20 protein-coding genes are annotated in these 25504 nt (G+C 66.8%); all 20 read right to left on the bottom strand.

Features of this window, described 5'->3' with window-relative positions:
- Window positions 1–14: 14 nt before the first annotated feature.
- Complete coding sequence (locus LQ564_RS12565) at window positions 15–1319, bottom strand: DotU family type VI secretion system protein (protein ID WP_231058431.1); 1305 nt, start codon at window positions 1317–1319, stop codon at window positions 15–17.
- A gap of 18 nt (window positions 1320–1337) precedes the next feature.
- A complete protein-coding gene (tssK, locus tag LQ564_RS12560) occupies window positions 1338–2669 on the bottom strand; it encodes a type VI secretion system baseplate subunit TssK (protein WP_231058430.1) in 1332 nt (443 codons plus the stop codon).
- A gap of 18 nt (window positions 2670–2687) precedes the next feature.
- Window positions 2688–4073, bottom strand: a complete 1386-nt coding sequence (gene tagH / locus LQ564_RS12555) for a type VI secretion system-associated FHA domain protein TagH (protein ID WP_231058429.1) — start codon at window positions 4071–4073, stop codon at window positions 2688–2690.
- A 59-nt stretch (window positions 4074–4132) separates the two neighbouring features.
- Window positions 4133–5581, bottom strand: a complete 1449-nt coding sequence (locus LQ564_RS12550) for a serine/threonine-protein kinase (protein ID WP_231058428.1) — start codon at window positions 5579–5581, stop codon at window positions 4133–4135.
- A gap of 16 nt (window positions 5582–5597) precedes the next feature.
- A complete protein-coding gene (locus tag LQ564_RS12545) occupies window positions 5598–6476 on the bottom strand; it encodes a Tll0287-like domain-containing protein (protein ID WP_231058427.1) in 879 nt (292 codons plus the stop codon).
- A 33-nt stretch (window positions 6477–6509) separates the two neighbouring features.
- A complete protein-coding gene (locus tag LQ564_RS12540; RefSeq protein WP_231058426.1) occupies window positions 6510–7367 on the bottom strand; it encodes a hypothetical protein in 858 nt (285 codons plus the stop codon).
- A gap of 8 nt (window positions 7368–7375) precedes the next feature.
- Window positions 7376–9355 (bottom strand): type VI secretion system Vgr family protein, encoded by a 1980-nt coding sequence (locus LQ564_RS12535; RefSeq protein WP_231058425.1) that lies wholly within the window; start codon window positions 9353–9355, stop codon window positions 7376–7378.
- 21 nt (window positions 9356–9376) lie between these two features.
- Window positions 9377–9766, bottom strand: a complete 390-nt coding sequence (locus LQ564_RS12530; protein WP_231058424.1) for a DUF4280 domain-containing protein — start codon at window positions 9764–9766, stop codon at window positions 9377–9379.
- A gap of 102 nt (window positions 9767–9868) precedes the next feature.
- The gene (locus LQ564_RS12525) at window positions 9869–10789 is read right to left on the bottom strand and encodes a hypothetical protein (protein WP_231058423.1); all 921 of its coding nucleotides are present in this window, start codon (window positions 10787–10789) and stop codon (window positions 9869–9871) included.
- 151 nt (window positions 10790–10940) lie between these two features.
- Window positions 10941–13658 carry a type VI secretion system ATPase TssH gene (gene tssH, locus LQ564_RS12520; RefSeq protein ID WP_231058422.1) on the bottom strand — a complete coding sequence of 906 codons (2718 nt, stop codon included), beginning with the start codon at window positions 13656–13658 and terminating at the stop codon, window positions 10941–10943.
- 20 nt (window positions 13659–13678) lie between these two features.
- Entirely contained in the window at window positions 13679–14686 is a 1008-nt protein-coding gene (gene tssG, locus LQ564_RS12515) for a type VI secretion system baseplate subunit TssG (RefSeq protein WP_231058421.1), read from the bottom strand.
- The gene (tssF, locus tag LQ564_RS12510) at window positions 14671–16560 is read right to left on the bottom strand and encodes a type VI secretion system baseplate subunit TssF (protein WP_231058420.1); all 1890 of its coding nucleotides are present in this window, start codon (window positions 16558–16560) and stop codon (window positions 14671–14673) included. Before tssF ends, tssG begins: the two co-directional genes overlap by 16 nt.
- Window positions 16557–17069 carry a type VI secretion system baseplate subunit TssE gene (gene tssE / locus LQ564_RS12505; RefSeq protein ID WP_231058419.1) on the bottom strand — a complete coding sequence of 171 codons (513 nt, stop codon included), beginning with the start codon at window positions 17067–17069 and terminating at the stop codon, window positions 16557–16559. The genes tssF and tssE overlap by 4 nt, the downstream gene beginning before the upstream one ends.
- Window positions 17062–17847, bottom strand: coding sequence for a type VI secretion system accessory protein TagJ (locus LQ564_RS12500; RefSeq protein WP_231058418.1), 786 nt, complete (start codon window positions 17845–17847; stop codon window positions 17062–17064). Before LQ564_RS12500 ends, tssE begins: the two co-directional genes overlap by 8 nt.
- Window positions 17848–17913: 66 nt before the next feature.
- Complete coding sequence (locus tag LQ564_RS12495) at window positions 17914–18423, bottom strand: Hcp family type VI secretion system effector (protein ID WP_231058417.1); 510 nt, start codon at window positions 18421–18423, stop codon at window positions 17914–17916.
- Window positions 18424–18525: 102 nt separating this feature from the next.
- A complete protein-coding gene (gene tssC / locus LQ564_RS12490) occupies window positions 18526–20013 on the bottom strand; it encodes a type VI secretion system contractile sheath large subunit (protein WP_231058416.1) in 1488 nt (495 codons plus the stop codon).
- 29 nt (window positions 20014–20042) lie between these two features.
- Window positions 20043–20555, bottom strand: coding sequence for a type VI secretion system contractile sheath small subunit (gene tssB, locus LQ564_RS12485; RefSeq protein WP_231058415.1), 513 nt, complete (start codon window positions 20553–20555; stop codon window positions 20043–20045).
- Window positions 20556–20654: 99 nt separating this feature from the next.
- A complete protein-coding gene (gene tssA / locus LQ564_RS12480) occupies window positions 20655–21698 on the bottom strand; it encodes a type VI secretion system protein TssA (protein WP_231058414.1) in 1044 nt (347 codons plus the stop codon).
- A gap of 329 nt (window positions 21699–22027) precedes the next feature.
- On the bottom strand, window positions 22028–23929 hold the full coding sequence (locus LQ564_RS12475; RefSeq protein WP_231058413.1) for a glycoside hydrolase family 2 protein: 1902 nt from the start codon (window positions 23927–23929) through the stop codon (window positions 22028–22030).
- 77 nt (window positions 23930–24006) lie between these two features.
- Complete coding sequence (gene pdxR, locus LQ564_RS12470) at window positions 24007–25476, bottom strand: MocR-like pyridoxine biosynthesis transcription factor PdxR (RefSeq protein WP_231058412.1); 1470 nt, start codon at window positions 25474–25476, stop codon at window positions 24007–24009.
- Window positions 25477–25504 lie beyond the last annotated feature (28 nt).

Below are 25504 nucleotides of genomic sequence, written 5' to 3'. Positions count from 1 at the left end.
TCTCGTTACGGTACTCAATTCGCCGTCGCCGGCGTCAGGAGGGTGATTTCGACACGGCGGTTGCGGGCGCGGTTGGCGGGGCTGTCGTTGCTCGCCAAGGGGGCCGAATCGCCGCGTCCCTCGACGCTGTAGCGGTCTTCGGGGCCGGCGCGTTCCGCCAGCAGGTCGCGCACCGAGTTCGCGCGCGCTTTCGACAGCTCGTAGTTCGAGGGGAAGCGCGCCGACAGGCCGGGCCGCGTGTTGTCGGTATGGCCGACCACGATCACCTTGCCCGGCACGCTCCGCAATGCCTCGCCGATGCGCGCCAGCAGCGGCAGATAGGCGTTCGACACTTCCCCGCTGCCCGAGCCGAACACGCCGTCGCCGCGCAGGGTGACCACCGAGCGGTCGGCGGTTTCGACCACCGTCACCAGGTTCTGCGCCACTTCCGGCGCCAGGAAGCCGGCCAGACGCGCGGGCCCCGGCTTGGCGGGCGGCGGCACCGGCGCTTGCGGGGTCTTGATCGACAGCAGGCTGGCGAATACCGGATCGGAGGCGGCGCCGAGCCGGTAGCCCAGGACCATGTGCAGCAGCACCAGCACGCCGGCCGCCACCGCCGCGAGGATCCACACCGGCACCATGCGCCACAGCGGCTCGCCCTTGCCGCTGGCGCCCTTCCAGTGGGGCGACAGCTCAGCCTCCACCGGCGCATGCTGCTGGGCGATCAGCCCTTGCAGGCGTTCGCGCAGCGCCTCCAGCTGCGAGCGGCCGTTGTCGATCACGCGGTAGCGTCCCTCCAGGCCGAGCGCCAGGCACAGGTACATCAGTTCCAGCGCCGGCAGATTGGCCTTCGGGTCCTGCGACAGCTTCTGCAGGATCAGGAAGAACTTCTCGCCACCGAAGGCTTCGTTGTGGAAGGCGACCAGCAGGCTGCGGCTGGCCCAGACCCCGCCGCCGCCCCACGGCGTCGACGAGATCGTTTCGTCCAGCAGCGTGCACAGGGCGTAGCGCGCCGCCGCGATCTGGTCGTGCTGGACCTGGGCCGCCCTGGCCTGCGCCTCGAAGGCCTTGATGGCCTGCACCAGCTGCATGCGCAGGCTTTCGACGTCCGGATGCGTCGCCATATGGCGCAGCGGCGTCACCAGGTCGAGCAGCGGGTTGGCGGCGCGCACCAGCGGGTTCAGGCCTTCGCCGTGCAGCGTGGCCGGCTTGCCGTCGGCGGGCCGCGGCGGCGCGGCCGGTGGCGGCGACGACGAAGGCGTGCGGCGGCCGCCCGGCGCCGGCATCAGCATGGTGCGGTCGGGGTCCTGCATCGGGTTGATCGGTTGGTCGGCGCTCACGGTAGGTCCTTGTAAACCTTATTTGCGGATCGCCCAGAATTCCATCTGCAGGCCTGGGTACTCGTTCGGGATGTGCATCGCGAAGCCGACCGAATTGGCCAGCATCTTCCAGTTCTCGCCGCCCTTGTCGAGTTCAAAATAGGTGTAGCCCGCATGGAAAGGCAGCTGGCGCGGCGCCACCGGCAGCGCGCGCAGGGCGACGCCCGGCAGCTGCAGGTTGACCAGGTCGCGGATCTTCTCGATCGAGCCGATCTTGACCATCGCCGGGAAGCCGCTCCTCACCGCTTCCGGCGGCATGTGGGCGTTCACCGCCAGCACAAAGGTCGCGGAGCGCAGCAGCTCCGGATCGGGCAGCACCGCCACGCGGATGCCGAACTGGCGCTCTTCCAGCGTGAGCGCGAGGGCGCGGGTGTCGACCACCATCGACAGCGCGGCGCGCACGTCCTCGATCAGCGGCGCGAAGCTCTCGCTCAGCCTGTCGTGGCGGTACACCGGATACGGCGTGGCGCGCTTGTCCGGGCGGCTGAAGGTGGCCAGCTCGCCGGCCAGCTGGGCCAGTTCGCTGTACAGGCGTTCCGGATGCATGCCGGCGGCGCCGGCCAGGTGCCCGAACAGCGGCGTGCTGCGGTTCAGCAGCTGCAGCATCAGGAAGTCGGCGATTTCGGCGGCGCCGGCGACGCCCGGCTGGCTCAGGCGCCCGGCCAGGGCCTTGGCGCGCTGGTTCAGCAGGCCCACCAGTTCGTCGGCGAAGGCGGCCAGGCGCGGGGCGGCGCGGAAGTCCAGGCACGGCGGGCAGTAGGCGGCATCCAGCACCACCCGGTTGTCGGGCCGGCGCTCGACCATGCGCGCGATGCCCAGGGTCGCATAGGCGTTGGCGACGTCCTTCTCGAGCGCGACGCGCAGGCGCAGGCTGCCGACCTGCATCAGCGCGCTGTTGTCGAGGCCATTGCTGTCCATCGCTTCGTAGTCGACCGGACGGTGGCGCGCGAAGTTGTCCGGGCCCGCATCGGGGTCGGTTTCGACGATGCCCTGGCGCCGCAGCGGCAGCGCCAGCATGATCATGGCGTCGCGCGCATCCTCGGGGATGTCGAGCGGCGCCGGCAGCGCTTCGTCCTGCGGCAGGTTGAAGGTGGTGCCGTCGGGGAGCACGCCGGCGCAGGCCAGCAGGGCCAGCTTGCCCTGGGCCAGCAGCTGCTCGTCGATCTGCAGGCGCGTGAAGCCCCAGCTATACGGACGCAGGCCGGCGACCCGGTTCTCGATGGTGTTGTGCAGGTAGCGGTCGTGCTGCTGCAGGTGCTGCGGCTGCAGCAGCATGCCTTCCGACCAGATGACTTTGCTGTTCCAGGACATGGAGTTCCGTCGTTCTCGTTAGGTGGTTTGTCCACGGCGTGCGTGGCGCAGCCGCTCGACTTGTTCTTCATACGCTGCGGCGAAGGCTTCTCCGAACAGGCGGTGGAAGTCGCTGTCGGCCTCCCTCGCCATTTCGGTGTACAGCTCCACCATGCGGTCCCACATCTTGGCCTTGCGGTTGGCCGACATCATCTTGTCCATCACGCTCGGCTCGTCCAACCGCGCCTCGATGGCGGCCGGGTCGAAGCGTTTCAACACGCCCGCCAGCGCCGCGCGCATGCCGGCCATGATCGCCATTTCGTGCGCCTTGAGGTCGTCGAAGGCATTCGCGAAGGCAGGCCGGGCCGGCATATAGCCCGGCATGGCGCCGCCCACCATCTGCGTCAGGGCGCTGCCGGCATCGGGGAAGAATTTCAGCGGATTGTTCGCCTGCGCCGAAATCATCGTCATGTCGAGGCGGCTCTCGCGCTTGGTCAGCGCGCGGCCCATCAGCACCTCCATGGTGCCGCCGGTCGCTTCGCGCAGCATGCCGCCGGCCAGCTCGGCGATCTCCTCGGCGCTGCGGCGCGTGTTCAGCTCTTCCAGGCCGAGGCCGCGCAGCAGGGCGCGGATGACCGGATCGTTGGTGGCGCCGCCGTTGCGCGGCGCCGGCGCTGGTGCGGGAGCGGCAGGCGCCGGAGCGATGGCAGTCATCTCGGCCGGCTCCGGCCGCGGCGGCGGCGGTGGAGGCGGCGCCGCCTGCACGCGCGGCGGCAGGAAGTCCGCCAGCGGATCGTAGTCGTCCGGGATCGCCATCTGGCCCGCGGGTGCGGCGGGCGGCGGCGGCGCGCTGACCGGGAACGGCGCCAGCTCGGGCGGCACGTGGTCGCTCTCGGCGCCGCGCCACGAGGGCACGACGGGCGCCGGCGGCGGCGGGCTGCCGAACAGGTTCAGGCCGAGCGGATCGAAGCTGGGATTGAGCGGATCGCCGCCGACGTCGAGGATGCCGGCGCCTGCCAGCGAATCGTCGGGATTGGCCGGCAGCGCGGCGGGCGCCGGTGCGCTCGGCGCCACCTGCAGCGGCGACGGCGGCAGCGCGGGCGGCGCTTCGCCCTCCACGCTCGCCACCAGCTGGTAGTCGCCGATCGTGATGCGGTCGCCGTCGGCCAGCGCCATGGAGCGGCCGGGGCCTACCGGGCGTTCGTTCACCAGGCTCGGATTGCTGCCCACGTCGACCAGGCAGTACGCGCCGTCGCGGAACTCGATGCGCGCATGCACGCGCGAGATGTACTTGCCCGGATCGTCCAGCACCAGCTCATTGCCGACCGCGCGGCCCAGCGCCCCGCCGAGACGGTCGAAGCGCCTGGACAGCGGCTGGGCCGGCGCGGCATCGCGGTAGCTGTGGACACTCAGCGTGAGAGACATGGCGTTCCAGTGCTGCTGTTTAAACGATGATATTTTTGCATACTATTAATACAATATTGTCATTTTTTGGCGACCTCGCGCAGGAAGGCCGCGCGGTCCTGCGGGTCGGGCAGGTTGTCGGCCAACAGGCGGTGGAACTCGTCGGCATCGCCGGTCATCTTCGAGGCGCGCTTGGCCAGGATCTTCGCAATCGGCCCGACGTAGACGGCCAGCTTCTGCTGCGCCGCTTCCATCTGTTCAAGGCTCAGTTGCAGCAGGGTCGGCATGCCCGTCATCTGGGTCAGCTGGGCCGCGCCCGTGTGTCCCTGGCTGCGCATGCCCATCGTCGACAAGGTCGCCATCCCGTGCTTCTTCTTGATCTCCCTGACCGCTTCCTGGAACTGAACGCGGCCGGCGTCCGAGCCGATGTGCGGCAGCAGGCGTCTGCACAGGTCGTCCAGGTCCAGCGCCTCGCGCGCCGTGTTCTTCAGCACCAGCTTGGCCACCGGCCCGATCTGGGTCGAGAGCGCGACCTGCAGTTCCGGCGCCAGCGCCAGCAGCCATTCCGGGGCGCTGGCGGTCAGGTTCGAGCCCTGCGTCGCGCCCTGCACCGGCGCCGCGCCCTGCTGCGCCGGGATGGCCGGACGCGGCGGCGGCTGGAAAGCCAGCACGGTGCGTTCGTTGTCTTCCACGCTAGGTGGCAGGCCGCCGGTGTGCTGCTGCTGCGCTTCGGTCAGGGCATGCAGAAAAGCCTGGGCGGTCGGGAAGCGCTCGTCCATGCGCTTGGCCATGGCCTTGAGCAGGACCGCGTCGAAGGCCGGATGCAGGCCCGGCTTCTTCAGGCTCGGCGCCACCGGATCCTCATGGATGATCTGGTGCATGACGTTCGACGCCGCGCCGGTGAAGGGGCGCGCGCCGGTCAGCATCTGGTACAGCACGATGCCGACCGCAAACAGGTCGGAGCGCCCGTCCACGGCTTCGCCCTTGAACTGTTCCGGCGACATGTAGCTCGGCGTGCCGATCACCGCGCCGACCTGGGTCAGCGTGGTGGACTCGATCTTGGCGATGCCGAAGTCGGTGATCTTGACCTGGGCATCGGGCGTGACGAGGATGTTGGCCGGCTTGATGTCGCGGTGCACCACGCCGCGTGCATGCGCGTAGTCGAGCGCGCGCAGCAGCTGGGCGATGCAGTTCACGCTGGCGGTCAGGTCCATCGCCGTGTCGCGGGCCAGGAAGCTGCTCAGCGGCGTGCCATCCACGTATTCCATCGCGATGTAGGTGGCGTCTTCCAGCTCGCCGAAGTCGTAGACGGCGACGATGTTCGGATGCAGCAGGCGGCCCGATGCCTGGGCCTCGTTCCTGAAGCGCGCCACGATCTCGCTTTCCTGCAGGCCGTCGAGCAGCTCGCGGCGGATCGTCTTGAGCGCGACCGTGCGCGCGATGTTGGCGTCGTAGGCCTTGTAGACCACGCCCATGGCGCCGGTGCCGAGCACTCCGTCGATGCGGTACTTCCCGATCCTGTCGATCATGCGATTCACGTGTGTCCTACTCTTCCAGCATCTTCAGTGCGCTCGCCAGGCTGGTGCGCATGCGGTTGAACGACCGTCCCAGGCCGCTGATCTCGTCGTTGCCCCTGACCTCGAATTCCTGGACCTCGAACCTGCCCATGCTGACGTCGTCCGCCACCTGCGCCAGGTGCTTGATGCGGCGCGTGACGAACAGGTGCACCATCACGTTCAGCGCCACGAACACGGCCAGGAAGACGCCGAACAGCGAGGCCATGAAGTGCCGGAAGATCTGGTCGGCGCGCGCCAGCGGCACCGCCATCGGCACCGAGATCACCTGGGCGCCGACGATCTCGTTCAGCTTCCAGCCGAAACCGTTGTTCGGTCCGTAGATATCGACCATGGTCTTGGGCGCGGCCGCCGCCGTGGTGTGGCAACCCAGGCAGACCGGATCCTTGATCTGCAGCGGCCGTGCGATGTACAGGCTGCGGCCGGTGGCGGTGTCGCGTTCGCCCACGAATTCCTTCAGGTCGGCGGTGCTGCGCAGCTTGTTCACCACGTCGACTTCCCAGTCCGAGGCCTTGTCGCGCAAATTGGTCGGGTTCAGCGTCGCCTCCTTGTACGAGAAGTCCGGGTAGGACTTGAGGATGGCGTTCAGGCTCTCGACCGCCGAATACGAGGGCACCGACTGCGGGTGGAACTCGAACTTCATCTGGTTCGCGAGCAGGGGCGCGATCTGGGCCGCGGTGTAGCCGCGTACGCTCTTCGCCGCTTCCAGCAGCAGGCGCGCGTTCTGCAGCGTCTCCTCCCTGGCGTCCTCCTTGAGCAGACGGTCGGCCACCACGCCGGCGGCGAGGAAGCCGACGGTGAAGATGGACACGAACACCAGGTTGAATTTGGCGGCGATCGAAAGCTTCATGACATGTCTCCTGAATTCCTGTGTTCCGCGCTGTCAGAACAAGACGCCGGCCGGGCCCGGGCGCACGGGTGGATGCAGCGCGGCCTTCCACTCGGGCTGTTGGCCGAGCGCGCGTTCGAGCTGCTTGCGAAATACCGGATCGGCCAGGCGCGGACGAAAGCGCGCGACGAACGGTTTCACGCCCGGCAGCCGCGCCGCCAGCCACGGCTCGACGTCGGCGAAGTCGGCGTCGCGCTCCTTGAGCGGCGCCACCTTGCCCGCGTTCGCCAGGTTCGGCACCCTGGCCAGGCGGTCGCGGAAGGACGGCGGCATCGCCGTGACGAAGGCGCGCGGAGGGCGTCCCGCCACCGGCTGCGGCTTGGCCGGGTCGATCTCGGCATACTGTTCGGCGGCCAGCTTCAGGGGCGCGCCGGATTTGCCCTTCTCCACCTTCGCGAGCTGCTGGGCGCCCTCTTCCGCAAACATCGCATCCCGGCCATCCTCGCCGGCGCGCACGATGGCCGAGCCGGAGACCAGCGAGAGCTGCAGGGCGGGCGTCGCCACCAGGCCCGGCTTGCCGCCATCCGTCATCAGCTTGACCCAGCCGCGCAGCACGGCCAGCGAGGTTCCCTTGCCGCCGGTGGGCAGATCCTGCACCAGCACCCGTGTCTGCGGACCCAGCGCGACGATGGCGCCTGATGCGGCTTCGCACTGGGCGCCGGCGGCGCCGGTCTCCAGAATGTCGTCCTTCTGCAGGGCGACCCCGGCCTGCGCCCTGTACACGGCCGTCCCGCGGATCAGGCGCAGCGGCTGCTCGGCCAGGGTCAGGACCGCCGGCGCGCGCACCGCCGGCGTTTGCGCGGCGGCCGGCGCCGCAAGCAGCAGACAAGCCAGGAAAAGCGGAATGCGCATCGCAGGCCTCAATTGATCTTCACCAGGGCGCCTTCGATGGTGACGATGGCATCCGACTTCACCGACATCGGCGCGCCCGACTTCACGTTCATCATGGCGCCGGCCTTGATGTCCATGGCCGCTTCGGCCTCGATCGCGATCTGGGTCGACTTGAGCGTGATCTTGGCCGGCTCGATCTTGATGCTGCTCCCTCCTACTTTCAGCTCGATCGAGGTGGTCGCTTCGACCACGATGGTCTTCGACACCGTCACCTTCTGGTCGCCGGTGATCTTGACCGTCTGGTTGTTGTCGATGGTGACCGTGTGGTCGTTGGCCACATGTTCCTTGAGGTCGTGGCCCACGTCCAGGCTGCGGTCGTTCTTGATCTCGATGGTCTGGTCGCCCTTGTCCGCTTTGTCGAAGCCGACCTTCAGGGTGTCGTTGTTCTTGACCACGCGGTTGAAGTCCTTCTCCGCCTGGATGAAGATCTCTTCGCTGTCCTTCTTGTCCTCGAAGCGGATCTCGTTGAAGCCGCCGCCGCCCTTCGAGGAATTCGACTTGATGGTCGACTTGGTCTGCTCGCTTGGCAGCGCGTAGGGCGGCATGCTGTCGCCGTTGTAGACGCAGCCGGTGATCAAGGGCTGGTCGGGGTCGCCCTCGAGGAAGCTGACCACCACCTCCATGCCGATGCGCGGAATGAACATCGTGCCCCAGGACTTGCCGGCCCAGCCCTGCTGCACCCGCACCCAGCACGAGCTGGTCTCATCATGCTTGCCGTCGCGCTCCCAGTGGAACTGCACCTTGACCCGGCCGTACTTGTCGGTCCAGATCTCCTCGCCGGCCTTGCCGACCACCATGGCGGTCTGCGGGCCGTGCACGAAGGGCTTGCGCGCCGTGACCGGCGCGCGGTAGCTGTGCTCCTTGCCGACCGCCTGGAAGGCGCAGCGGAACTCGGTGCTGCCCTGGCCGTGTCCACTGGCGTAAGCCGTGCCAACGATCTCGGTCTCGGCGGAGGTGACCAGGAACTCGCGATTCTGGTCGTCGCGCGGGTGGTCGGACAGCGTGAACAAGGCGCCGGTCGTCAAGCCGCGTGCGGTGCCGTAGGCCTCGATCTGCTCGCACTGGCCGTGCAAGGCTTCCATGCGCCCACGCGCGAAACCGGTGCCGGCACTGGCGGCCGTGTAGCGTCCCGGATAGTCGTACTGCTCATACGATGGCTGGCCGAAGGCGGCGGCGATCGTCGCCTTGACCAGCAGGCCGCCGGTCGTGCTGCTCGAGACCTTCTCGAAGTCGAAGTCGTTGAGCGCATAGACGCTAGCCTGGATCTCGCCGCCCGGCGCGAAGCGCGTCACCGACTCTTCCAGCGCACTGCTGGTCCTGTCCTCGTCGCGGAACTGCACCGTGGCGTAGCCCTCGGCCGGCGCATGGGCGCCGTAGCTGTCCGCCAGCACCAGCGTGTGGGCGCCGTCCTCGTGCTTGAAGAAGAAGTAGATGCCCTCTTCTTCCAGCAGGCGGCAGACGAAGTTGAAGTCGGTCTCGCGGTACTGGACGCAATAGGTGCGCGCGGCCGGCGTGCCGGACAGGCTGGCGACGTCCAGCGAAATCAGGCCGCCGTAGGCCGCGTCGCCGCACACCGCCTTGACGATGTCGATCGCGCTCTTGTCCTGGAAGATGCGGCAGTTCGAGGAACGCGTCAGCAGCCACAGGGACGGATGCAGCACCGCCTCGTAGCTGGCCATGCCGTCGCGCCAGCCGCGGTAGGCGAAGCGCGTGACGACGCCATTGAAATAGCGCTCGCCGCCTTCCGGCAGGTCGAGCACCACGGTCATGCTGGTGCCCAGCACGTCGGCGATCTTGATGTCGCCCTTGGTCGAGGACAGCTCCAGGCGATAGGTGAATATCCGGCCCAGCGCTTCGCTGCAGCTCATGCTCCGGAATAGCAGCACGTCGTCGGCGAGCGCCGACTTGACGGAAACTTCACGCTCGGCTTGGGTGGGGAGGAGAGGCATGCGGTGCGAACTCTATTCAGGCTAGGGAATCATGGTCTTGACGGTGCCGGCATTCGTGAAGCCGATCACGCCGCCCCAGTTGCACATGCACTTGGAGACGTTGTCGAGGGCGGGCATGTTGGCGATCATGACCGTCGGGGCGCCGGGCACCCAGGGGGCGGACGTCGCCGGGATGCAGGGCATGGGCGTGAGCACGCCCAGCGCCGCCGCGGTGGCTGCGGCGACGGTCGGGTTGGCCGGCGAGCTGCACATCCCGAAGGGCAGGATGTTCAGCATCGGGACGTGGTCCATGATGTTTGCGGCGGGCGGGCCCTCGCACAGGACCTTGTTCTTCGGGAGCACCACCAGGGAGGATGGGGCTACGCCGAAGGTGCAGGTCATCATGGCGCCCATGGATACCTGGCTAGGCATGCTCGATTCCTGCGCCAAAGCGAATGCTGGTGATCGACCGGCATTGCTCAGTAATCGTCACTTCGACGCTGAACTCACGAATAAAGTGTCTGGAGCGATTCATCATTCTTCCGTCGCAACCAGAAATCGTGCTTTGCCATTCGTGAGGGAACTCTGGTTCGCTTTATACACCTGGCGCAGTTTTTTTCGCAATTCCTCAGGTTTATCGAAAGAAGCGAGATTCACGTTGTCGATCTGCTCCACGGAAGAGACAAGAACGCCGCCGTTCAGTCGCAGGGTGACATCGTAGGGAAACAATATCTCGGCCTCGGACGTGTATAGTCCCCCGACCCGACCTTGGGTTGCGCCAGGATTGATGCGTATAAGCCATATCAGGGCCCGTCCGGCCAAGGAGGCCAGTTCATCCCCGTCGCTGGTCGAAAAGAACTGATTGGTTTGCCATGTCCTGTCGAACTGGCAGGAAGCGGCCAGGGGAGTAGCCGGTGGAAATGTTGCACCTTGGGTTGCAAGGTATCCGATCATCCCGTCCGTATCGCCACGAATCAGCCAGGAACATGCGGGAGGCGATGCTGCCGCAAGTGCCCTTCTGGTCTCGACGAGCAAGTGCCATAAGGCCCCCAGTCGATCTCGCGAAGTTTTCCTCGCGTACTTCAGGACGTCTCCCTCGGAAGGCATGTCAGTCGTGACACCCATCTCGCGGTATGTACTGACCATTAGCCGGTGTTCGGCCCCTGCATCACCGGTGAGGACACTATTTACCGACGACTCGTCAAGATTCAGCAGGTCCCACGATTTGGAATCCAGGCTTCGTTTCAGGGTCATCAATGCCTTGATTGTGACGCTATCGGCAACCACCTGCCTTGAATCCTTTTCACCCTCATATTGGAGATTCCGCCACTCGAGGATATATCGATACTGCGGACTTTCCGAAAGAATCCGGCAGAACGGATTCATTAACTTGTACCCATGCTTGTAGTAGTACGACAAAGGCTCCACATCAGTGAACCGTTCTTCGGTTGGCATACTTATCTTCGCTCCAATGACCAGTTAATCAAATTGCCGTCCGCGGAACGTCCGCAGGCAATTCCTCGGGACCGGACCAACTGTTTCGCTCCGGCATCATGCCCATGCGTAGGCATGTATACGCCATTTGCTTCACCATACCTACGCGGCATTACTGCGTTACATCAAACGCATAAGTGAATGCAGTGTCTGCGACACCGACGTGGACTCGTCCGATCGTGCTGCCTGCAATCATCCGATTCAGAAACTCCCTGCTGATATCCGGCAGCATCGTATTGGTCAGAATCGCATTGATCATCCGCCCCCCCGACTCGCTCTCGGTGCAGCGCGACACCACCAGCTTCACCACGTCATCCGAATACGTGAACGGAATCTTGTACCGCGCCTGGACCCGCTTCTTGATGCGGTTCAGTTGCAGCCGTACGATCGACCCCAGCATCTCGTCCGACAGCGGGTAATACGGAATCGTGACCAAGCGCCCCAGCAGCGCCGGTGGGAACACCTTCAGCAGCGGCGCGCGCAGGGCCTTGGCCATGCCTTCCGGATCCGGCATCAGGTCCGGGTCCTTGCACAGGCCCGCGATCAGGTCGGTGCCGGCATTGGTGGTCAGGATGATCAGCGTGTTCTTGAAGTCGATGAAACGCCCCTCCCCGTCTTCCATGAAGCCCTTGTCGAAGACCTGGAAGAACATCTCGTGCACGTCCGGGTGCGCCTTCTCGACTTCGTCGAGCAGCACCACCGAATAGGGCTTGCGGCGCACCGCCTCGGTCAGCACGCCGCCTTCGCCATAGCCCACGTAGCCCGGCGGCGCGCCCTTCAAGGTCGACACGGTGTGCGCTTCCTGGAACTCGCTCATATTGATCGTGATGAGGTTCTGCTCCCCGCCGTACAGCGCTTCGGCCAGCGCCAGCGCGGTCTCGGTCTTGCCCACGCCGGAAGTCCCGGCCAGCATGAACACGCCGATTGGTTTGCTCGGATTGTCCAGTCCCGCGCGCGAGGTCTGGATGCGCTTGGCGATCATCTCCATCGCATGGTCCTGGCCGATCACGCGCTGGCTCAGGGTATTGGCGATATTGAGGATGGTCTCCATCTCGTTGCGCGCCATGCGGCCGACCGGGATGCCGGTCCAGTCGCCCACCACCGCGGCCACCGCCTGGTAGTCGACGGTCGGCAGGATCAGCGGGTTCTCGCCCTGCAGCGCGCTCAGTTTCGCCTGCACCGCCTGCATCTGTTCCTTCAGCGCGGCGCGTTCGTTCTCGTCCTGTACCGGCGCCGCTTCAAGGGCCGCCGCTTCCAGCTTGCTGCCGGTGCCCTCGACCGGACGCGCACCGTCGCGCAACTGCGCGCGCAAGGCCAGCAACTCGTCGACCAGCGCCCGCTCGTCGTTCCAGCGCCCTTCCAGGCCGGCCAGGCGGTCCTGCTCGGCCGCCAGCGAGGATTCGACCTCGTTCGCACGCGCCGCCGTCTCGATGCCGATCGCGTTCTCGCGGCGGATGATCTCCATCTCCACCCTCAAGGCCTCGATGCGCTTGCGGCTGTCGTCGACTTCGGCCGGGGTGGCGTGCAGGCTGACCGCCACGCGCGCGCAGGCGGTGTCGATCAGGCTCACCGATTTGTCCGGCAACTGGCGCGCCGGGATGTAGCGGTGCGAGAGTTTCACGGCCGCTTCCAGCGCCTCGTCGAGGATCTGCACCTGGTGGTGCTTTTCCATGGTCGAGGCGACGCCGCGCATCATCAGGATCGCGCGCTCTTCGCTCGGCTCGTCGACCTGGATGCTCTGGAAGCGGCGGGTCAGCGCCGGGTCCTTCTCGATGTGCTTCTTGTATTCGGCGAAGGTGGTGGCGCCGATGGTGCGCAGGGTGCCGCGCGCCAGCGCGGGTTTCAGCAGATTGGCCGCATCGCCGGTGCCGGCCGCGCCGCCGGCGCCGACCAGGGTGTGGGTTTCGTCGATGAACAGGATGATCGGTTTCTGGCTCGCCTGGACTTCATCGATCACGGAACGCAGGCGCTGTTCGAACTCGCCCTTCATGCTGGCGCCGGCCTGCAGCAGGCCGACATCCAGCGTGCGCAGTTCGACGTCTTTCAATGAAGGCGGCACGTCGCCGCGCGCGATGCGCTGCGCAAAACCTTCCACCACCGCAGTCTTGCCGACGCCGGCCTCGCCGATCATGATCGGGTTGTTCTGGCGGCGCCGCATCAGGATGTCGACCATTTGGCGGATTTCGTCGTCGCGGCCGACAATCGGATCCATCTTGCCGCTCCTGGCCTGCTCGGTCAGGTCTACCGTGAATTTTTTCAATGCTTCCTGCTTGCCCATCTGGGCCGGCGCGATCGCGCCCGACGCCTCGCCGGAGGCCGCCGCCTGGAAGCCGTCGGACGCCGCCATCTTTGCCTCCGGCGACTCCTTCAGCAGCGTCGCGAAGCGGTCCGACAGGTCGTCGGCCTTGATGCGCTCGAACTGGCGGCTCATCGCGTACAGGGCGTTGCGCAGGTTCGTGGTCTTGAGCATGCCGAACACCAGGTGGCCGCTGCGCACCGACGACTCGCCGAACATCAGGGTGCCGAACACCCAGGCGCGTTCCACCGTCTCTTCCAGTTGCGAGGAAAGATCGGTGACCGACGTCGCCCCGCGCGGCAGGCGGTCGAGCGCCGCCGTTAGATCGCGCGCCAGCACGGCGCCATCGAGCTCGTAGTGGCGGATGATGCGGTGCAGGTCGGAGTCCTGCAGCTGCAGGATCTGGTGCACCCAGTGGATCATCTCCACGTAGGGATTCCCGCGCAGCTTGCAGAACACGGTGCTGCTCTCGATCGCGCGGTAGCACAGCGAATTGAGCTTTCCAAACAGGGCAACGCGGCTGATTTCGGCCATGGTCAGGTCTTTCGTGGTGATCAGCCAGCGAAGGCTGTCGGGTTGATCAAGAGTTGATGCGAGTCGCGCGTCGCCGGCGCGCTCGCGAGGAAGGTGGTCCAGCCCAGGCGGCGCGCGCCCAGCGCCAGGCGCGGGATTTCCTGCTGCTCCAGCACCAGGCGCACGTCCCAGTCGAGCACCAGGCCGGCGTAGTTGCGGATCCAGGCCAGCAGGCGGCGCATGCTGTCGCCGCCCGGCAGCATGCGCTGGTAATCGGTGTAGTCGAGCGGGCCGATCACGAGGCGGAACTTGTGCTGGCAATCCCACACGCTGCGGCCCAGCACCGCCGAGCTGCCCAGCCGGTTGCCGCGGTCCTGCATGCCGATGCGGGTCTGGCCGTCCGACGGGATCTTCATCCAGTGGCCGACGAACTGCTCGATCTCGACCGGCAGCTTGAAGTAGGCGCGCAGGATCGTCACCAGGCCGGCGGCCGGGCGGCGCTGGTTCGCCATCAGGCCGGCGAAGTGCAGCTTGGCGAAGTCGCCGATCTCGTCGCGGTCCCGCAAGGCCGGACTGCCGATGCCGAACAGGCTGCCGACGTAGTCGCCGAAGCGGTCGCTCTCCGGCCGGTCCAGGCTGATCGCCGGCTCGGCGCTGGCGCGCGCGCGATAGTGCAGCGAGACGATCCGGTGGTGGAACACGTCGAGGAAGGCCGCCAGGGTGCGGTCGCCCTGGTTGCGGGCGCGCTCGCGCGCATATTCGGTCAGGTGCAGCGGCAGCGGGCCGTTGGGGCCGAGCAGGCCGATGAAGTTCACGGCCAGGCGCGCGCGCGCCTCGGCGCTGGCCGGCGTGTAGGCGCGGATGGCGGTCGGCTCGAAGGCCAGCGACGGATCCTGGCCGAAGCGCACCGCGTCGTCGCGGGCGCGCAGCGAGGCGCCTATGCGCGGCTTGTCGGGATAAGCCGCTTCCAGCAGGCGCAGAATCTGGAAGAAATCCATGCGCTCGGCCTTTTCCAGCAGCTCGCGCTCGAGGTCTACAGGATCGCGCATGCGCCTCCCTTCGCCGGCCAGCGCATGATCTCGCCGCGGCCGACGGTGCGGATCACGGTCTCGGTGAACGCATTGATCGATACGTACTGGGCGAAGAAGTGGCTCAGCACCCCGCCCAGCACGAAGGCGCCGGCGCCTTCGAAGGCCGCGTCGTCCATCGTGACCGTGATCTCCAGCCCGCGCCCGAAGGTGATCGGGCCCGGCGTCGGCATGCGCCGCGTGATCGCTTTCGCGGATACCGAACGCACGCCCTCGACCTGGCGCTGGCTGCTCGAATCGAGCGGGTGGCAGTACAGCGCCAGCAGCTCGCGCAGCGCGTGCGCGCCGCGGTCCGGATCGCTATCCACCAAGGACAGGTAGTTCAGCGACAGCTGGTTGATCAGGCGCCAGGCCACCGCCCCTTCCGCGAACGAGGGCAAGGGCTGGCTGGGGCCGCCCAGCACGCGGATCGCCAGCACCGGCCCGCCGTCGTCCAGGATGAAATCGGTCTTGCCGACGCCCAGCGGCATCGACAGCGGCAGGTCGCGGTTGGTGCACCAGACGTTCAGGCCGAGCTGGCGCAGGCTGTGGCGATACGGCGCCTCGCTGGCATCGACGATGGCGATGAAGGTCTCGCTGCCGACATAGGACGAGCGCGGCCCGCGCATGCGCTGGCGCTGCGACACCACGCGCGGCTCGCGGCGCACCTGGTAGAACGCCCCCTGCGGCCCTGCGCCGCCCAGGTCGCGCGCGCTGTAGAGCGGCTGGAAGCTTTGTTCCGCATCCGCCCCGCTGCCGTAGCCGGTGACGCTGTCGATGGCGTGCACCTCGAAGTCCATCGGCCGGGTGCGGTCCACCAGCACGTGGTATTCGTACTGCTCGCCCGACAGGTTGATGCGGTCGGCGCGGCGCTGGAACAGGTTGACGACTGGCGTGCAGTTGAGCGCGAAGTGGCCGGCGTCCAGGGTCTGTTCGAGGCGCGCGTCGCCGCGGTTCAGGAGGATGACGATCTCCAGCTCGGATTCCGCACAGGCGCGCACCGCCGGTCCGAGGCTGCTCACCTCGACGAACAGGAAACGCTGGGCGAAGGCAAAGTATTCCTGCAGCAGGCGGTAGCCCTGGTAACTGCGCTGACCGCTCGGCAGTAGCGCATCGTCCTCGTGGAAGCCGCGCGGGTGCAGCGCCGTTTTCGGCAGCAGCTTGTGCCAGGCCGGGTTGGCGCCGCCGCCCGGGCGCGGCAGCACCAGCACGCCTTCGACGCCGCCCAGCAGCTTTTCCAGGATGCGGCCCGGCAGCTCGTCGGCGCCGCGCAGGTGCAGGCTCAGACGATCCAGCGCCAGGCTGCCGAAGGGTGCGCCGTTGGTGGTGCGCAGTCGCAGGCGCAAGCCGGCCTTCACACCGGGCGGCAGCGTGGCATCGACACCAGCAATGCTGCCGCCGTGGGTGAAGAAGCGCGCTTCCGCCAGTTCGATCGGCCACAGGGTGAGCGCGTGGGCGCTGCGGTACTCGCAGGCGGTGACGTCGTCCTTGCCCAGCACGCTGCGCATGCCGCTGCCGCGCGGGATCTGGTAGCCGGCGTTCAGCGCCGGGTTGGAGAGGTCCGGCTGCAGCTGCACGATCGCCATCGACGGCGTCGGCGCCAGGAAATGCGGGTAGACGATCTCGGACAGGTGCTGGGTGAAGCGCGGGAACTCGGCGTCGATCTTCATCTGCACGCGCGCGGTCAGGAAGGAAAAGCCTTCCAGCAGGCGCTCGACGTAGGGGTCGGCGCAGTCGAAGCCTTCCAGGCCGAGGCGGCCCGCGACCTTTGGATATTGGGCCGCAAACTCGCCGCCCACTTCGCGCAGGTGCTGCAGTTCCTGGCTGTAGTAGCGCAGCAGGCGTGGATTGGTCATGGCCGCCTGCCTGCGGATTCGGACAGGCTGATGTGCGCCTGGTCGAGGTCGAGTTCGGTCTTGATGTACAGCCGCTCCGGGTAGGGCTGGGCCCACATGTCGGCCTCGATCTCGAAGGTGATCTTGGTGATGCTATCGGACTTGGCGGCCTTGACCTGCACCGAGGAGCGGATCAGGCGCGGCTCGAAGTCCCAGATCGCCTGGCGGATCGCCCGTTCGAGGTCGCTCGTGTTCATGCCCGCAAGCGAAGCGCCCGAGATGTCGGGCATGCCGTAGTTGAGCACCGAGCAGGCCAGGTGCGGCAGGCGCCGGGTGTTCGAATCCGCGCTGACCGACAGCAGGTTGGTGGTGTTGAGCAGCCATGCCAGGTCGCGCAGCACGCCTTCGCGCAAACTGCGCATCGACATGATGCGGCGCTCGCGCGCCTCCATCTGCTGTTCCGGCTCGTCGTCGGTCAGCCGGTCCAGCAGCGAAGGCTGCAGGCGTTCGCGCGGCGCCAGTTCAGCCATGGGATTCGGCGGCATCGAAGGCGATCGCGCGCACGTCCATCAGGGCGTAGTCGGCGCTGTCGCTGGCGAACATGCGCTGGCCCAGCCCGCGCTCGCCCTCCCACTCGGTGCGGCGCGCCAGCCGGACGGCGTCGTCCGGGCTCTCTGCGCTGCCGTCGTAGCGGGTGGGGATCAGGCCGACCGCCTGCGCGCCATTCGCCCAGGTGAAGGTGGCGGCGGTCCAGACGGTGTCGCGCAGGTCGCTCGGCGCATCGATCTCGATCTTCGCGATGCGGCTGAAGGGAATCCAGAAATAGCGGCCGTTGACGACGGCTTCCAGCACCGGGCCGAGGCGCCGGTCGGCATCCATCAGCCAGGCGAAGGCTGCGCCGTCGATGCTGCCGCTCGTTGTGGGCGCGGCCTCGTAGGCCTGCTCGCGCAGGGCGGCGGCGCCGGCCGGGTCGGCGGTTTCGATACGCAATGCCTCGACCAGCAGGCCGAGCCAGTCCTGCGGTTCGCCGAAGATCAGCGGCGCGCGTTTCCCTGCGAAGATCTCGGCGCGCAGCGCCTCGCACTGGATCGCTTCGCGGTAGGTCTGCACCATGGCCAGCGCGGTGGCGTCGAGTTCGCCCGCCACGTTCAGCTGGGTCAGGGCGCGGCCCCACTGCCCCATCACGGCCAGAAGCTGGAACAGGAAGATGCGATGCCTGGCGTTCGATGCTTCGCTGCGGACCTGGCCCTGCAGCGCGGCGAGCGCCTCGGCCAGTTTGCCTTCCTTGATCAAGGCTTGCGCTTGCATGGCATATCCCCGGGTTGGAAAAGAAGTAAGGGGCGGCCCCCAGGGGGCCGCCGGGCTGGGCTCGCGTCAGACCACGTCTTCGGCGGTGCCGGCGACGTTGCCGGCGATGTCCCATGCGAACGGCTTGACCGCTTCGAGGGCGCCTGCTTCCGTCTGCGGCTTGTAGCCGAAGGTGACCTTGGCGAAGTTCAGGGTCACGTTCTCGGTCAGGCGGTCTTCGCCGCCGCTGCCGCCGGTCGAGAGCGAGGTCACCAGGACTTCCTGCATGATAATGTGCATGTAGTCCTTCTGGCCTTCGCCGGCCTTGCGCACCAGCAGCTGCACTTTCGGGATGTGGGTGCCTTTGGCCAGGGCGGTCATGATCGCGTGGGTCGACGCATCGACGTACTTGGTGAAGCTCACGTCCTGGAAGTTGGCCTTGCCCGCGCCGCCGCCGCCGCCCATGTGGGTGGTGCCGGACTGCGACATGCCCCAGCTCCAGGCCAGGACGTCGATGTCGCCCTTGGCCGAACGGGTAGCATCCGCCGATTCGCCCTTGATGGTTTCGCCCATGTTGATGAACATATCCAATGCCATTGCATTTCTCCTTGGTTGCCGGACTGCGCCGGCGATGTGAGTGAACGGGCAAGCCGGCTTGCCCGCGCTGTGCTACGTGAACCGCTGAGGTGAATCGATGGATCAGCCCTTGGCCGACGGCAGCTTCGACACCAAGCGCAGCGACACCGTCAGGCCTTCGAGCTGGTAGTGCGGACGCAGGAAGAACTTGGAGCTGTAGTAGCCGGGATTGCCCTCGATCTCCTCGACCACCACTTCGGCGGCGGCCAGCGGCTTGCGCGCCTTGGTGCTTTCGCTCGAGTTGACCGGGTCGCCGTCGACGTACTTGATGATCCAGGACTGCAGCCAGCGCTGCATGTCGGCGCGTTCCTTGAAGGAGCCGACCTTGTCGCGCACGATGCACTTCAGGTAGTGGGCGAAGCGGCAGGTCGCGAACAGATACGGCAGGCGCGCAGCCAGGTTGGCGTTGGCGCTGGCGTCCGGGTCGTCGTACTCGGCCGGCTTGTGCATCGACTGGGCGCCGATGAAGGCGGCGAAGTCGGTGTTCTTCTTGTGCACCAGCGGCATGAAGCCGTTGGCCGCCAGTTCCGCTTCGCGCCGGTCGGAGATCGCGATCTCGGTCGGGCACTGCATCGCCACGCCGCCGTCGTCGGTCGGGAAGGCGTGCACCGGCAGGCCTTCGACCGCGCCGCCGGACTCGATGCCGCGGATGCGCGAGCACCAGCCGTATTCCTTGAACGAGCGGTTGATGTTCACCGCCATCGCGTAGGCCGCGTTGGCCCAGGCGTAGTCCTTCGAGCCGGGGGCGCTGGTGTCTTCCTCGAAGTCGAAGGCTTCCACCGGATCGGTCTTGGCGCCGTAGGGCTGGCGCGCCAGGAAGCGCGGCATGGCCAGGCCCACGTAGCGCGAATCCTCGGACTCGCGGAAGGAGCGCCAGGCGGCGTGTTCCGGGGTCTGGAAAATCTTGGTCAAGTCGCGCGGGTTGGCCAGCTCGTTCCACGATTCCATCAGCATGACCGACGGCGCGGCGCCGGTGATCAGGGGCGCGTGGGCGGCCGCCGAGATCTTCGCCATCGACGTCAGCAGCTCGACGTCGGGAGCGCTGTTGTCGAAGTAGTAGTCGGCCACGATCGAGCCGAAGGGCTCACCGCCGAACTGGCCGTACTCTTCCTCGTACATCTTCTTGAACAGCGGGCTCTGGTCCCAGGCCGTGCCCTTGAATTTTTTCAGCGACTTGGCCAGCTCGTTCTTCGAGATGTTCAGCACGCGGATCTTGAGCATCTCGTCCGTTTCCGTGTTGTTCACCAGGTAGTGCAGGCCGCGCCAGGCGCTTTCGACGCTCTGGAACTCCTCGGTGTGCATGATCAGGTTGATCTGCTCGGTGAGCTTCTTGTCGAGCGCCGCGATCAGGCTCTGGATGGTGGCCAGCACGTCGCCCGACACCAGGTTGGTGCCGGCGAGCGCCTGCTCGGCCAGGGTGCGCACCGCGACTTCGACCGATTCCTTGGCCTTGTCGGACTGCGGCTTGAATTCCTTCTGCAGCAGGGCCCCGAAGTCGCTCATTTCGAGCGTGCCGGATTCCTTCTGTACTTCTGCGAGTGCTTCGGACATCGTGGTTCTCCCTAGGATTGGGTCTCGGCTTATTGGGTGGCTTCGTCGACGGGCTTCGGCGCCGAGGTCAGCGCCTGCATCAGGGCCGGCTCTGCCAGCAGCTTGCCGATCAAGTCCTCGGCGCCGGTCTTGCCGTCCATGTAGGTCATCAGGTTGGCCAGCTGGCCGCGTGCTTCGAGCAGCTTGTTGAGCGACTCGACCTTGCGCGCGATCGCGGCCGGGGTGAAGTCGTCCATGCTTTCGAAGGTCAGGTCGACCGCCATATTCCCTTCGCCGGTCAGGGTGTTCGGCACCTGCACCGCGACGCGCGGCTTCATGGCCTTGAGGCGCTCGTCGAAGTTGTCGACGTCGATGTCGAGGAACTTGCGGTCCGCGACCGGCGCCTGCGGGTCGGCCGGCTGGCCGGACAGGTCGGACAGCACGCCCATCACGAAAGGCAGCTGGACCTTCTTCTCGGCGCCATAGACCTCGACGTCGTACTCGATCTGCACACGCGGCGCACGGTTGCGCGCGATGAACTTCTGGCTACTCTCTTTCCCCACGATTGACTCCTTCAGATTGGACTACACGGCTTGATGCTGGAACGAAGACGCGCGATGCGAAGGTGATGCAGGTGCTGCAGCGACGGCTGGTGCTACGAGTCAGGCTGCTTCGGGACCGCGCAGGATCTTCAGCTGGTTGACGCTCTCGGGCGCCAGTTCTTCCATGATTTCAAAGAAGTTCTTGGGTGCCAGCCGCTTGGCGCGCTCGATCAGCATCGGCACGGGGCTGGAGGGTTCGTTGCGCTGGTAGTAGACGAGGATCTTGTCGAGCATGCGCACCACGTCGGCGCGGCTGTTAATCTCGCCGGAGATCGGGGCCGGCGCTGCGGCCGCGGTCGCGGCGGCCGGCGCGGCGGCTTCATCGGAAATCGGGGCGTCCGCCATGTCCGTGGCCTCTTCCGTTTGCGGCAGGTGGGGCGCCAGCAGGTCGCGCATGCGGCGCAGCTGGCGTTTCAGGAGTCCTAGGTCGATCGCATTCGCGGCGCCGACCTGGCGCGCCAGCAGCGCTTCGAGATTGGCCACGCTGTCGTGCGCCGCGCCGACCGCCTGCGCCGATTCCAGCATGGCTTCCGGCCGCACGTCGCGCAGCGCGGCCTCGATCGAGGCCGGGGCGATCGCCGCCTGGCCCGCGGGCGGCGTCGTCTCGCCGTTCGCGATCTCCAGCACGCGCACCGACAGCGGTCCCAGGTTGGGCAGCTGGATGAAGGCGGTGTCCTTGAGGTCGCGGATGATCGAGGCCGGGTCGACCAGGGTGGCCAGCGAATTCAGGCGCAGGGTCGGGTCGTTGTCGTCGTCCGGGTCCAGCTGTGGATGGACGCTGTCCCAGCGCTCCTCGACCAGGCGCTCGATCAGCCTGAGGCCATCGGCGAAGCCGGGCACCGCGTGCAGGGCCAGCAGGCTACGCAGCAGCAGCATCGCGACCCGCAGGTCGCGCGCACGGCCGAGCAGCTCGAAGGCCTGCTTCTTGACCAGCTTCCACTCCGGCGGGACGGCCGGAACGATGGTCTTGCCGTACTGGACTTCAGGCTTGCCGAGGGCGTTCTGCTCGAGTTCGAGGAACAGCGGGTCGTACTCCAGGTTCGGCCCACACGGCATGCCCGCTTCCACTTCCTGAAGCAGGACATCTACGTCGACAATGCTCATGATTGCGCGTGTTTTTAGTTTTGGATTCGGCGCCGCTGCTAGCCGTCTCCAGCCGTGCGACACCGTTTTTATGGTTATCGTTAGAGGATATTTCCCCTTGGTTTGTGCGCACTATAAACCAATTGCACGACACAAAGTTAGTGAAAACTGTTTTATTTTTTTTATCTAAATCAATGTCAATGTCTTGACTTTTTTACTTCGAAAGTCTATCCAAAATCAATACGCCCCTCCGATAGACAGCGCTTCCCCCCAAAAAGTATTGCCCGGATGACGTAGCCATCCGGGCAATGATTGTTACGAAAATGCGACGCGAATGTGGAGGCAGAGCCTCACGGTCCGTAGCGTTTTTCCACCTCGTCGTAATGCTTCTTGAGGGTCCAGAACGCCTCCTTCTTCTTGCCGTCGTCGGAGATCAAACCCTTGCGGTTCCAGAAGTCCTGGAAGTAAGGATGCTGGCGCCGCGGCGAGCGGAAATCGGCCAGCACCCAGGGCGTCATGCCGCGCAGGCCGGGGATCCCGGACAGCATCCGGAACTGGTTCTGGTAGAGCCGGTCCTGGTACTCCTCGCTCCAGCGCGTGTCGGCGTCCGCGTGGTAGCCGCCCAGGGCGTCGGCGCCGAACTCGGTGACCACCACCGGTTTGTCGAGCCGGATGTCGAAGCGGAAGTCGAGCATCTCGGCATTGCTGGCCCAGTACCAGCCGGCGTACTCGTTGAAGCTGGCCAGGTCGATCAGCTGGGCCAGCGGGTCTTCGATGGTGATGTCGCGGCCCCTGCGGTGGATCTCCAGCGCGGCGGCCACCAGGCGGGTGTCGTCGAGCCCGCGCGCGGTGCGCACCAGGCTGCCCATGAAGGCGTTGCGCGCTTCTCCGATCGGGGTCTCGTTCCCGACCGACCACACCACCACGCTGGCGCGGTTGCGGTCACGCTCGATCATGTCGGTCAGCTGGCGGCCGGCTTCACGCAGCGTGTCCGGATTGGTCCACGAGATGGTCCAGTAGACCGGCACTTCGGCCCACACCATCAGGCCCATCTCGTCGGCCAGGCGCGTCATCTCCTCGCTGTGCGGATAGTGGGCCAGGCGCACGAAATTGCAGTTCAACTCCCTGGCCCATTGGAGCAGCATGCGCATGTCGCCCTGGCCGCGCAGGCGGCCCGGGATCAGCGGGTTCTCCTCGTGCAGCGAGATCCCGCGCAGGAACACCGGCTTGCCGTTCAGGAGGATGTCCTGGCCGCGCGTCTCGATGGTGCGAAAACCGATGCGATCGAGCACCTTGTCGCCGCCTCCGCTGAACTCCACCGCATAGAGCTTGGGCTGCTGCGGCGACCAGTACACCAGCGGCTTGACCGGCACGTCGATGACGGCGCGGCCCTTGGCGTCGGGCTGCACGGCGAACGTCACGCCGGCTTCCGGAATCGATACGGTCACCTTCTGCGCGGGCGACGCACCGGCCATCTGCACGAAGCCCTGCAGGCGGCGCGCGTCGCCCTTCGCCAGCTGCAGCTTGTAGTCGGCGATCCAGGTCGCCGGCAGCTCGGCCAGCAGCACGTCGCGCGTGATGCCGCCGTAGTTCCACCAGTCGGTGTTCACGGTCGGGATGGCGTCCTGGTGGCGCGTGTTGTCGGCCTTGACCACGACCACGTTGCGGCCCTTCTTCAAGGCGGCGGTGGCGTCGAACTGGAAGGGCGTGAAGCCTCCCCTGTGCATCCCGAGCTTCTTCCCGTTCAGGTAGACGTGGGCTTCGTAGTTGACGGCGCCGAAGTAGAGCACGTAGCGGCGGCCCGGCTTCGGATCCGCCTCGAAGAGCTGGCGCAGCCACACCGTGCCCTCGTACAGTTGCAGCTTCTCCGCCTGCGAGTTCCAGTCGCCCGGCACCTTCATGGTCGGGGCGCGGTCGAAGTCGTATTCGACCCAGTCGCCCTTGTCCTTCGGCTTGCGATCGTCGTAGAAGCCGCCCTTGCCGCTTTTCGATGCGTCGAAGGCCTGGCGGCGGTAGTCGTAGAAACCGTTCTCGTAGGGGTCGATGATGTAGGACCAGCGTCCGTTCAGGCTCAGGTGGCTGCGGCCGTAAATGTTCTGCACGGGCGCCATCGCCGCATCGGCGCGGGCGCCGGCGGCGGGCTGGCCGGCCAGCTGGACGTCGCCGGGCCGCGCCTCCTGGCCGCTCGCAGCAGCCCAGGACAGCAGCAGGGTAAAGCCCAGCAGCAGCCGGGCGAAAGCGTATTTCATCATCGTCTCCTCGAATGTTGGCAACGTTTCCAAACTGTGCCGGACGATGGTATCGACAATGGATGAGCGCGTCAAAGCAGTTAGCGTAGCAGGGCTTCCTCCAGACGCGCGGCGCCGGCGCGGATCTGCTCCGGCGTGAAGGCCGAAAAGCCGAGCAGCAGGCCGGGCGGCGCCGCGCATGCGGGACCGGCCACCGGATGCGCGAAATAGGACAAGGGGCGCACGTCGACGCCGGCTTCTTCGGCGCGCCTGGCCGCCTGCGCCTCGTCCAGCGGCCCGGTGAGGTGCACGCAGACGTCCAGCCCCGTGTCGGTCGGACCGGCGCGCAGCATGCCGTCAAAGCGGCTCGCGAGCGCTTCGAGCATGACGGCGCGGCGCTCCGCATACGCCTCGCGGGTGCGCCGGATGTGGCGCGCGAAGTGGCCCTGGCGGATGAAGTCGGCCAGCACCGCCTGCGGCACGACCGGGCTGTGGCGGTCGACCACGGCCTTGGCCTGGCGCAGCGGCTCGACCAGGCTGGGAGGGGCCACCACATAGCCCAGGCGCAGGCCGGGGAACAGCACCTTCGAGAGGGTGCCGACGTAGATCACGCATGCGCTTCGGTCCAGGCTTTGCAGCGAGGCCAGCGGCGGGCCGGTGTAGCGGTACTCGCTGTCGTAATCGTCCTCGACGATCCAGGCGCGGTTCGCTTCGGCCCAGCGCAGCAGGTCGAGGCGGCGCGCCAGGCTCATGGTCACGCCCAGCGGCAGCTGGTGCGAGGGCGTGGCAAAGACCATGGCGGCGTCCGGATACCGGCGCGCGGCATAGGCCACGTCCATGCCCTCGCCGTCGACCGGCACCGGACAGATGCGCGCGCCCGCCACTTCGAAGGGTGCGGCCGCGCCCTGGTAGCCGGGCGACTCGAGCCAGACGCCCTCGCCCGGCGCCAGCAGCAGCTGGGCCAGCAGATACAAGGCTTGCTGCGAGCCGGTAGTGACGATGATCTGCTGCGGCGTGCAGCGCACTCCGCGCGAGGCGTTCAGGTAGGCGCACAGCATCTCGCGCAGCGGCTCGTAGCCCGCCGCCGCGCCGTAGCCGAGCGGCAGTTCGCGGCGGCGCCAGTGATGGGCTTCGATCTTGCGCCAGGTCTCGAAAGGGAACAGGTCGAGGCCCGGCATGCTGATGCGGAAGCTGCGCAAGGGGCCGGCGTGGTGGCGCACGCGCGCCATGCTCGAGGCCATCGCCTGGCCGCGCGGCGGCAACGGCCGCGGGGCGCGCGTGTCCCCGCCAGCCGCCGCCTTCGCCGCGGGCAGGGCGGTGTCGACGAAAGTGCCCTGCCCTACTCCGCCGCGCAGATAACCCTCGGCGGTGAGCTGCTCGTAGGCGCCCAGCACGGTCTGGCGCGAGACGCGCAGTTGCCGCGCCAGCTCGCGTGTGGCCGGCAGGCGCGCGCCGGGGACGAGTGCGCCTTGCAAGATGGCGTCCTTCAGGCGCGCATACAGCTGGCGAAACAGCGGCGTGCTGCCGGAACGGTCCAGCGGAATGGCGGCGATGAGGTCGTGATCGAGCATGATTGGTACGCCCATCTTCGCCCGGATT

It is taken from the genome of Massilia phyllostachyos (genome assembly GCF_021044825.1).
Lineage (GTDB): Bacteria > Pseudomonadota > Gammaproteobacteria > Burkholderiales > Burkholderiaceae_D > Telluria > Telluria phyllostachyos.
The sequence above is the reverse complement of the archived record's forward strand: the minus strand, read 5'-3'. Positions and strand labels throughout refer to the sequence as shown.

What these genes read in the sequence shown, in the direction of transcription:
- tssK (WP_231058430.1), bottom strand. Translation starts at nt 2,669, where the DNA reads ATGTCCTGGAACAGCAAAGTCATCTGGTCGGAAGGCATGCTGCTGCAG.
- tssA (WP_231058414.1), bottom strand. Translation starts at nt 21,698, where the DNA reads ATGAGCATTGTCGACGTAGATGTCCTGCTTCAGGAAGTGGAAGCGGGC.
- pdxR (WP_231058412.1), bottom strand. Translation starts at nt 25,476, where the DNA reads ATGCTCGATCACGACCTCATCGCCGCCATTCCGCTGGACCGTTCCGGC.
- tssC (WP_231058416.1), bottom strand. Translation starts at nt 20,013, where the DNA reads ATGTCCGAAGCACTCGCAGAAGTACAGAAGGAATCCGGCACGCTCGAA.
- LQ564_RS12495 (WP_231058417.1), bottom strand. Translation starts at nt 18,423, where the DNA reads ATGGCATTGGATATGTTCATCAACATGGGCGAAACCATCAAGGGCGAA.
- LQ564_RS12540 (WP_231058426.1), bottom strand. Translation starts at nt 7,367, where the DNA reads ATGCGCATTCCGCTTTTCCTGGCTTGTCTGCTGCTTGCGGCGCCGGCC.
- LQ564_RS12500 (WP_231058418.1), bottom strand. Translation starts at nt 17,847, where the DNA reads ATGCAAGCGCAAGCCTTGATCAAGGAAGGCAAACTGGCCGAGGCGCTC.
- tssH (WP_231058422.1), bottom strand. Translation starts at nt 13,658, where the DNA reads ATGGCCGAAATCAGCCGCGTTGCCCTGTTTGGAAAGCTCAATTCGCTG.
- LQ564_RS12535 (WP_231058425.1), bottom strand. Translation starts at nt 9,355, where the DNA reads ATGCCTCTCCTCCCCACCCAAGCCGAGCGTGAAGTTTCCGTCAAGTCG.
- tssE (WP_231058419.1), bottom strand. Translation starts at nt 17,069, where the DNA reads ATGGCTGAACTGGCGCCGCGCGAACGCCTGCAGCCTTCGCTGCTGGAC.
- LQ564_RS12475 (WP_231058413.1), bottom strand. Translation starts at nt 23,929, where the DNA reads ATGATGAAATACGCTTTCGCCCGGCTGCTGCTGGGCTTTACCCTGCTG.
- tagH (WP_231058429.1), bottom strand. Translation starts at nt 4,073, where the DNA reads ATGTCTCTCACGCTGAGTGTCCACAGCTACCGCGATGCCGCGCCGGCC.
- LQ564_RS12530 (WP_231058424.1), bottom strand. Translation starts at nt 9,766, where the DNA reads ATGCCTAGCCAGGTATCCATGGGCGCCATGATGACCTGCACCTTCGGC.
- LQ564_RS12525 (WP_231058423.1), bottom strand. Translation starts at nt 10,789, where the DNA reads ATGCCAACCGAAGAACGGTTCACTGATGTGGAGCCTTTGTCGTACTAC.
- tssG (WP_231058421.1), bottom strand. Translation starts at nt 14,686, where the DNA reads ATGCGCGATCCTGTAGACCTCGAGCGCGAGCTGCTGGAAAAGGCCGAG.
- tssF (WP_231058420.1), bottom strand. Translation starts at nt 16,560, where the DNA reads ATGACCAATCCACGCCTGCTGCGCTACTACAGCCAGGAACTGCAGCAC.
- LQ564_RS12545 (WP_231058427.1), bottom strand. Translation starts at nt 6,476, where the DNA reads ATGAAGCTTTCGATCGCCGCCAAATTCAACCTGGTGTTCGTGTCCATC.
- LQ564_RS12550 (WP_231058428.1), bottom strand. Translation starts at nt 5,581, where the DNA reads ATGATCGACAGGATCGGGAAGTACCGCATCGACGGAGTGCTCGGCACC.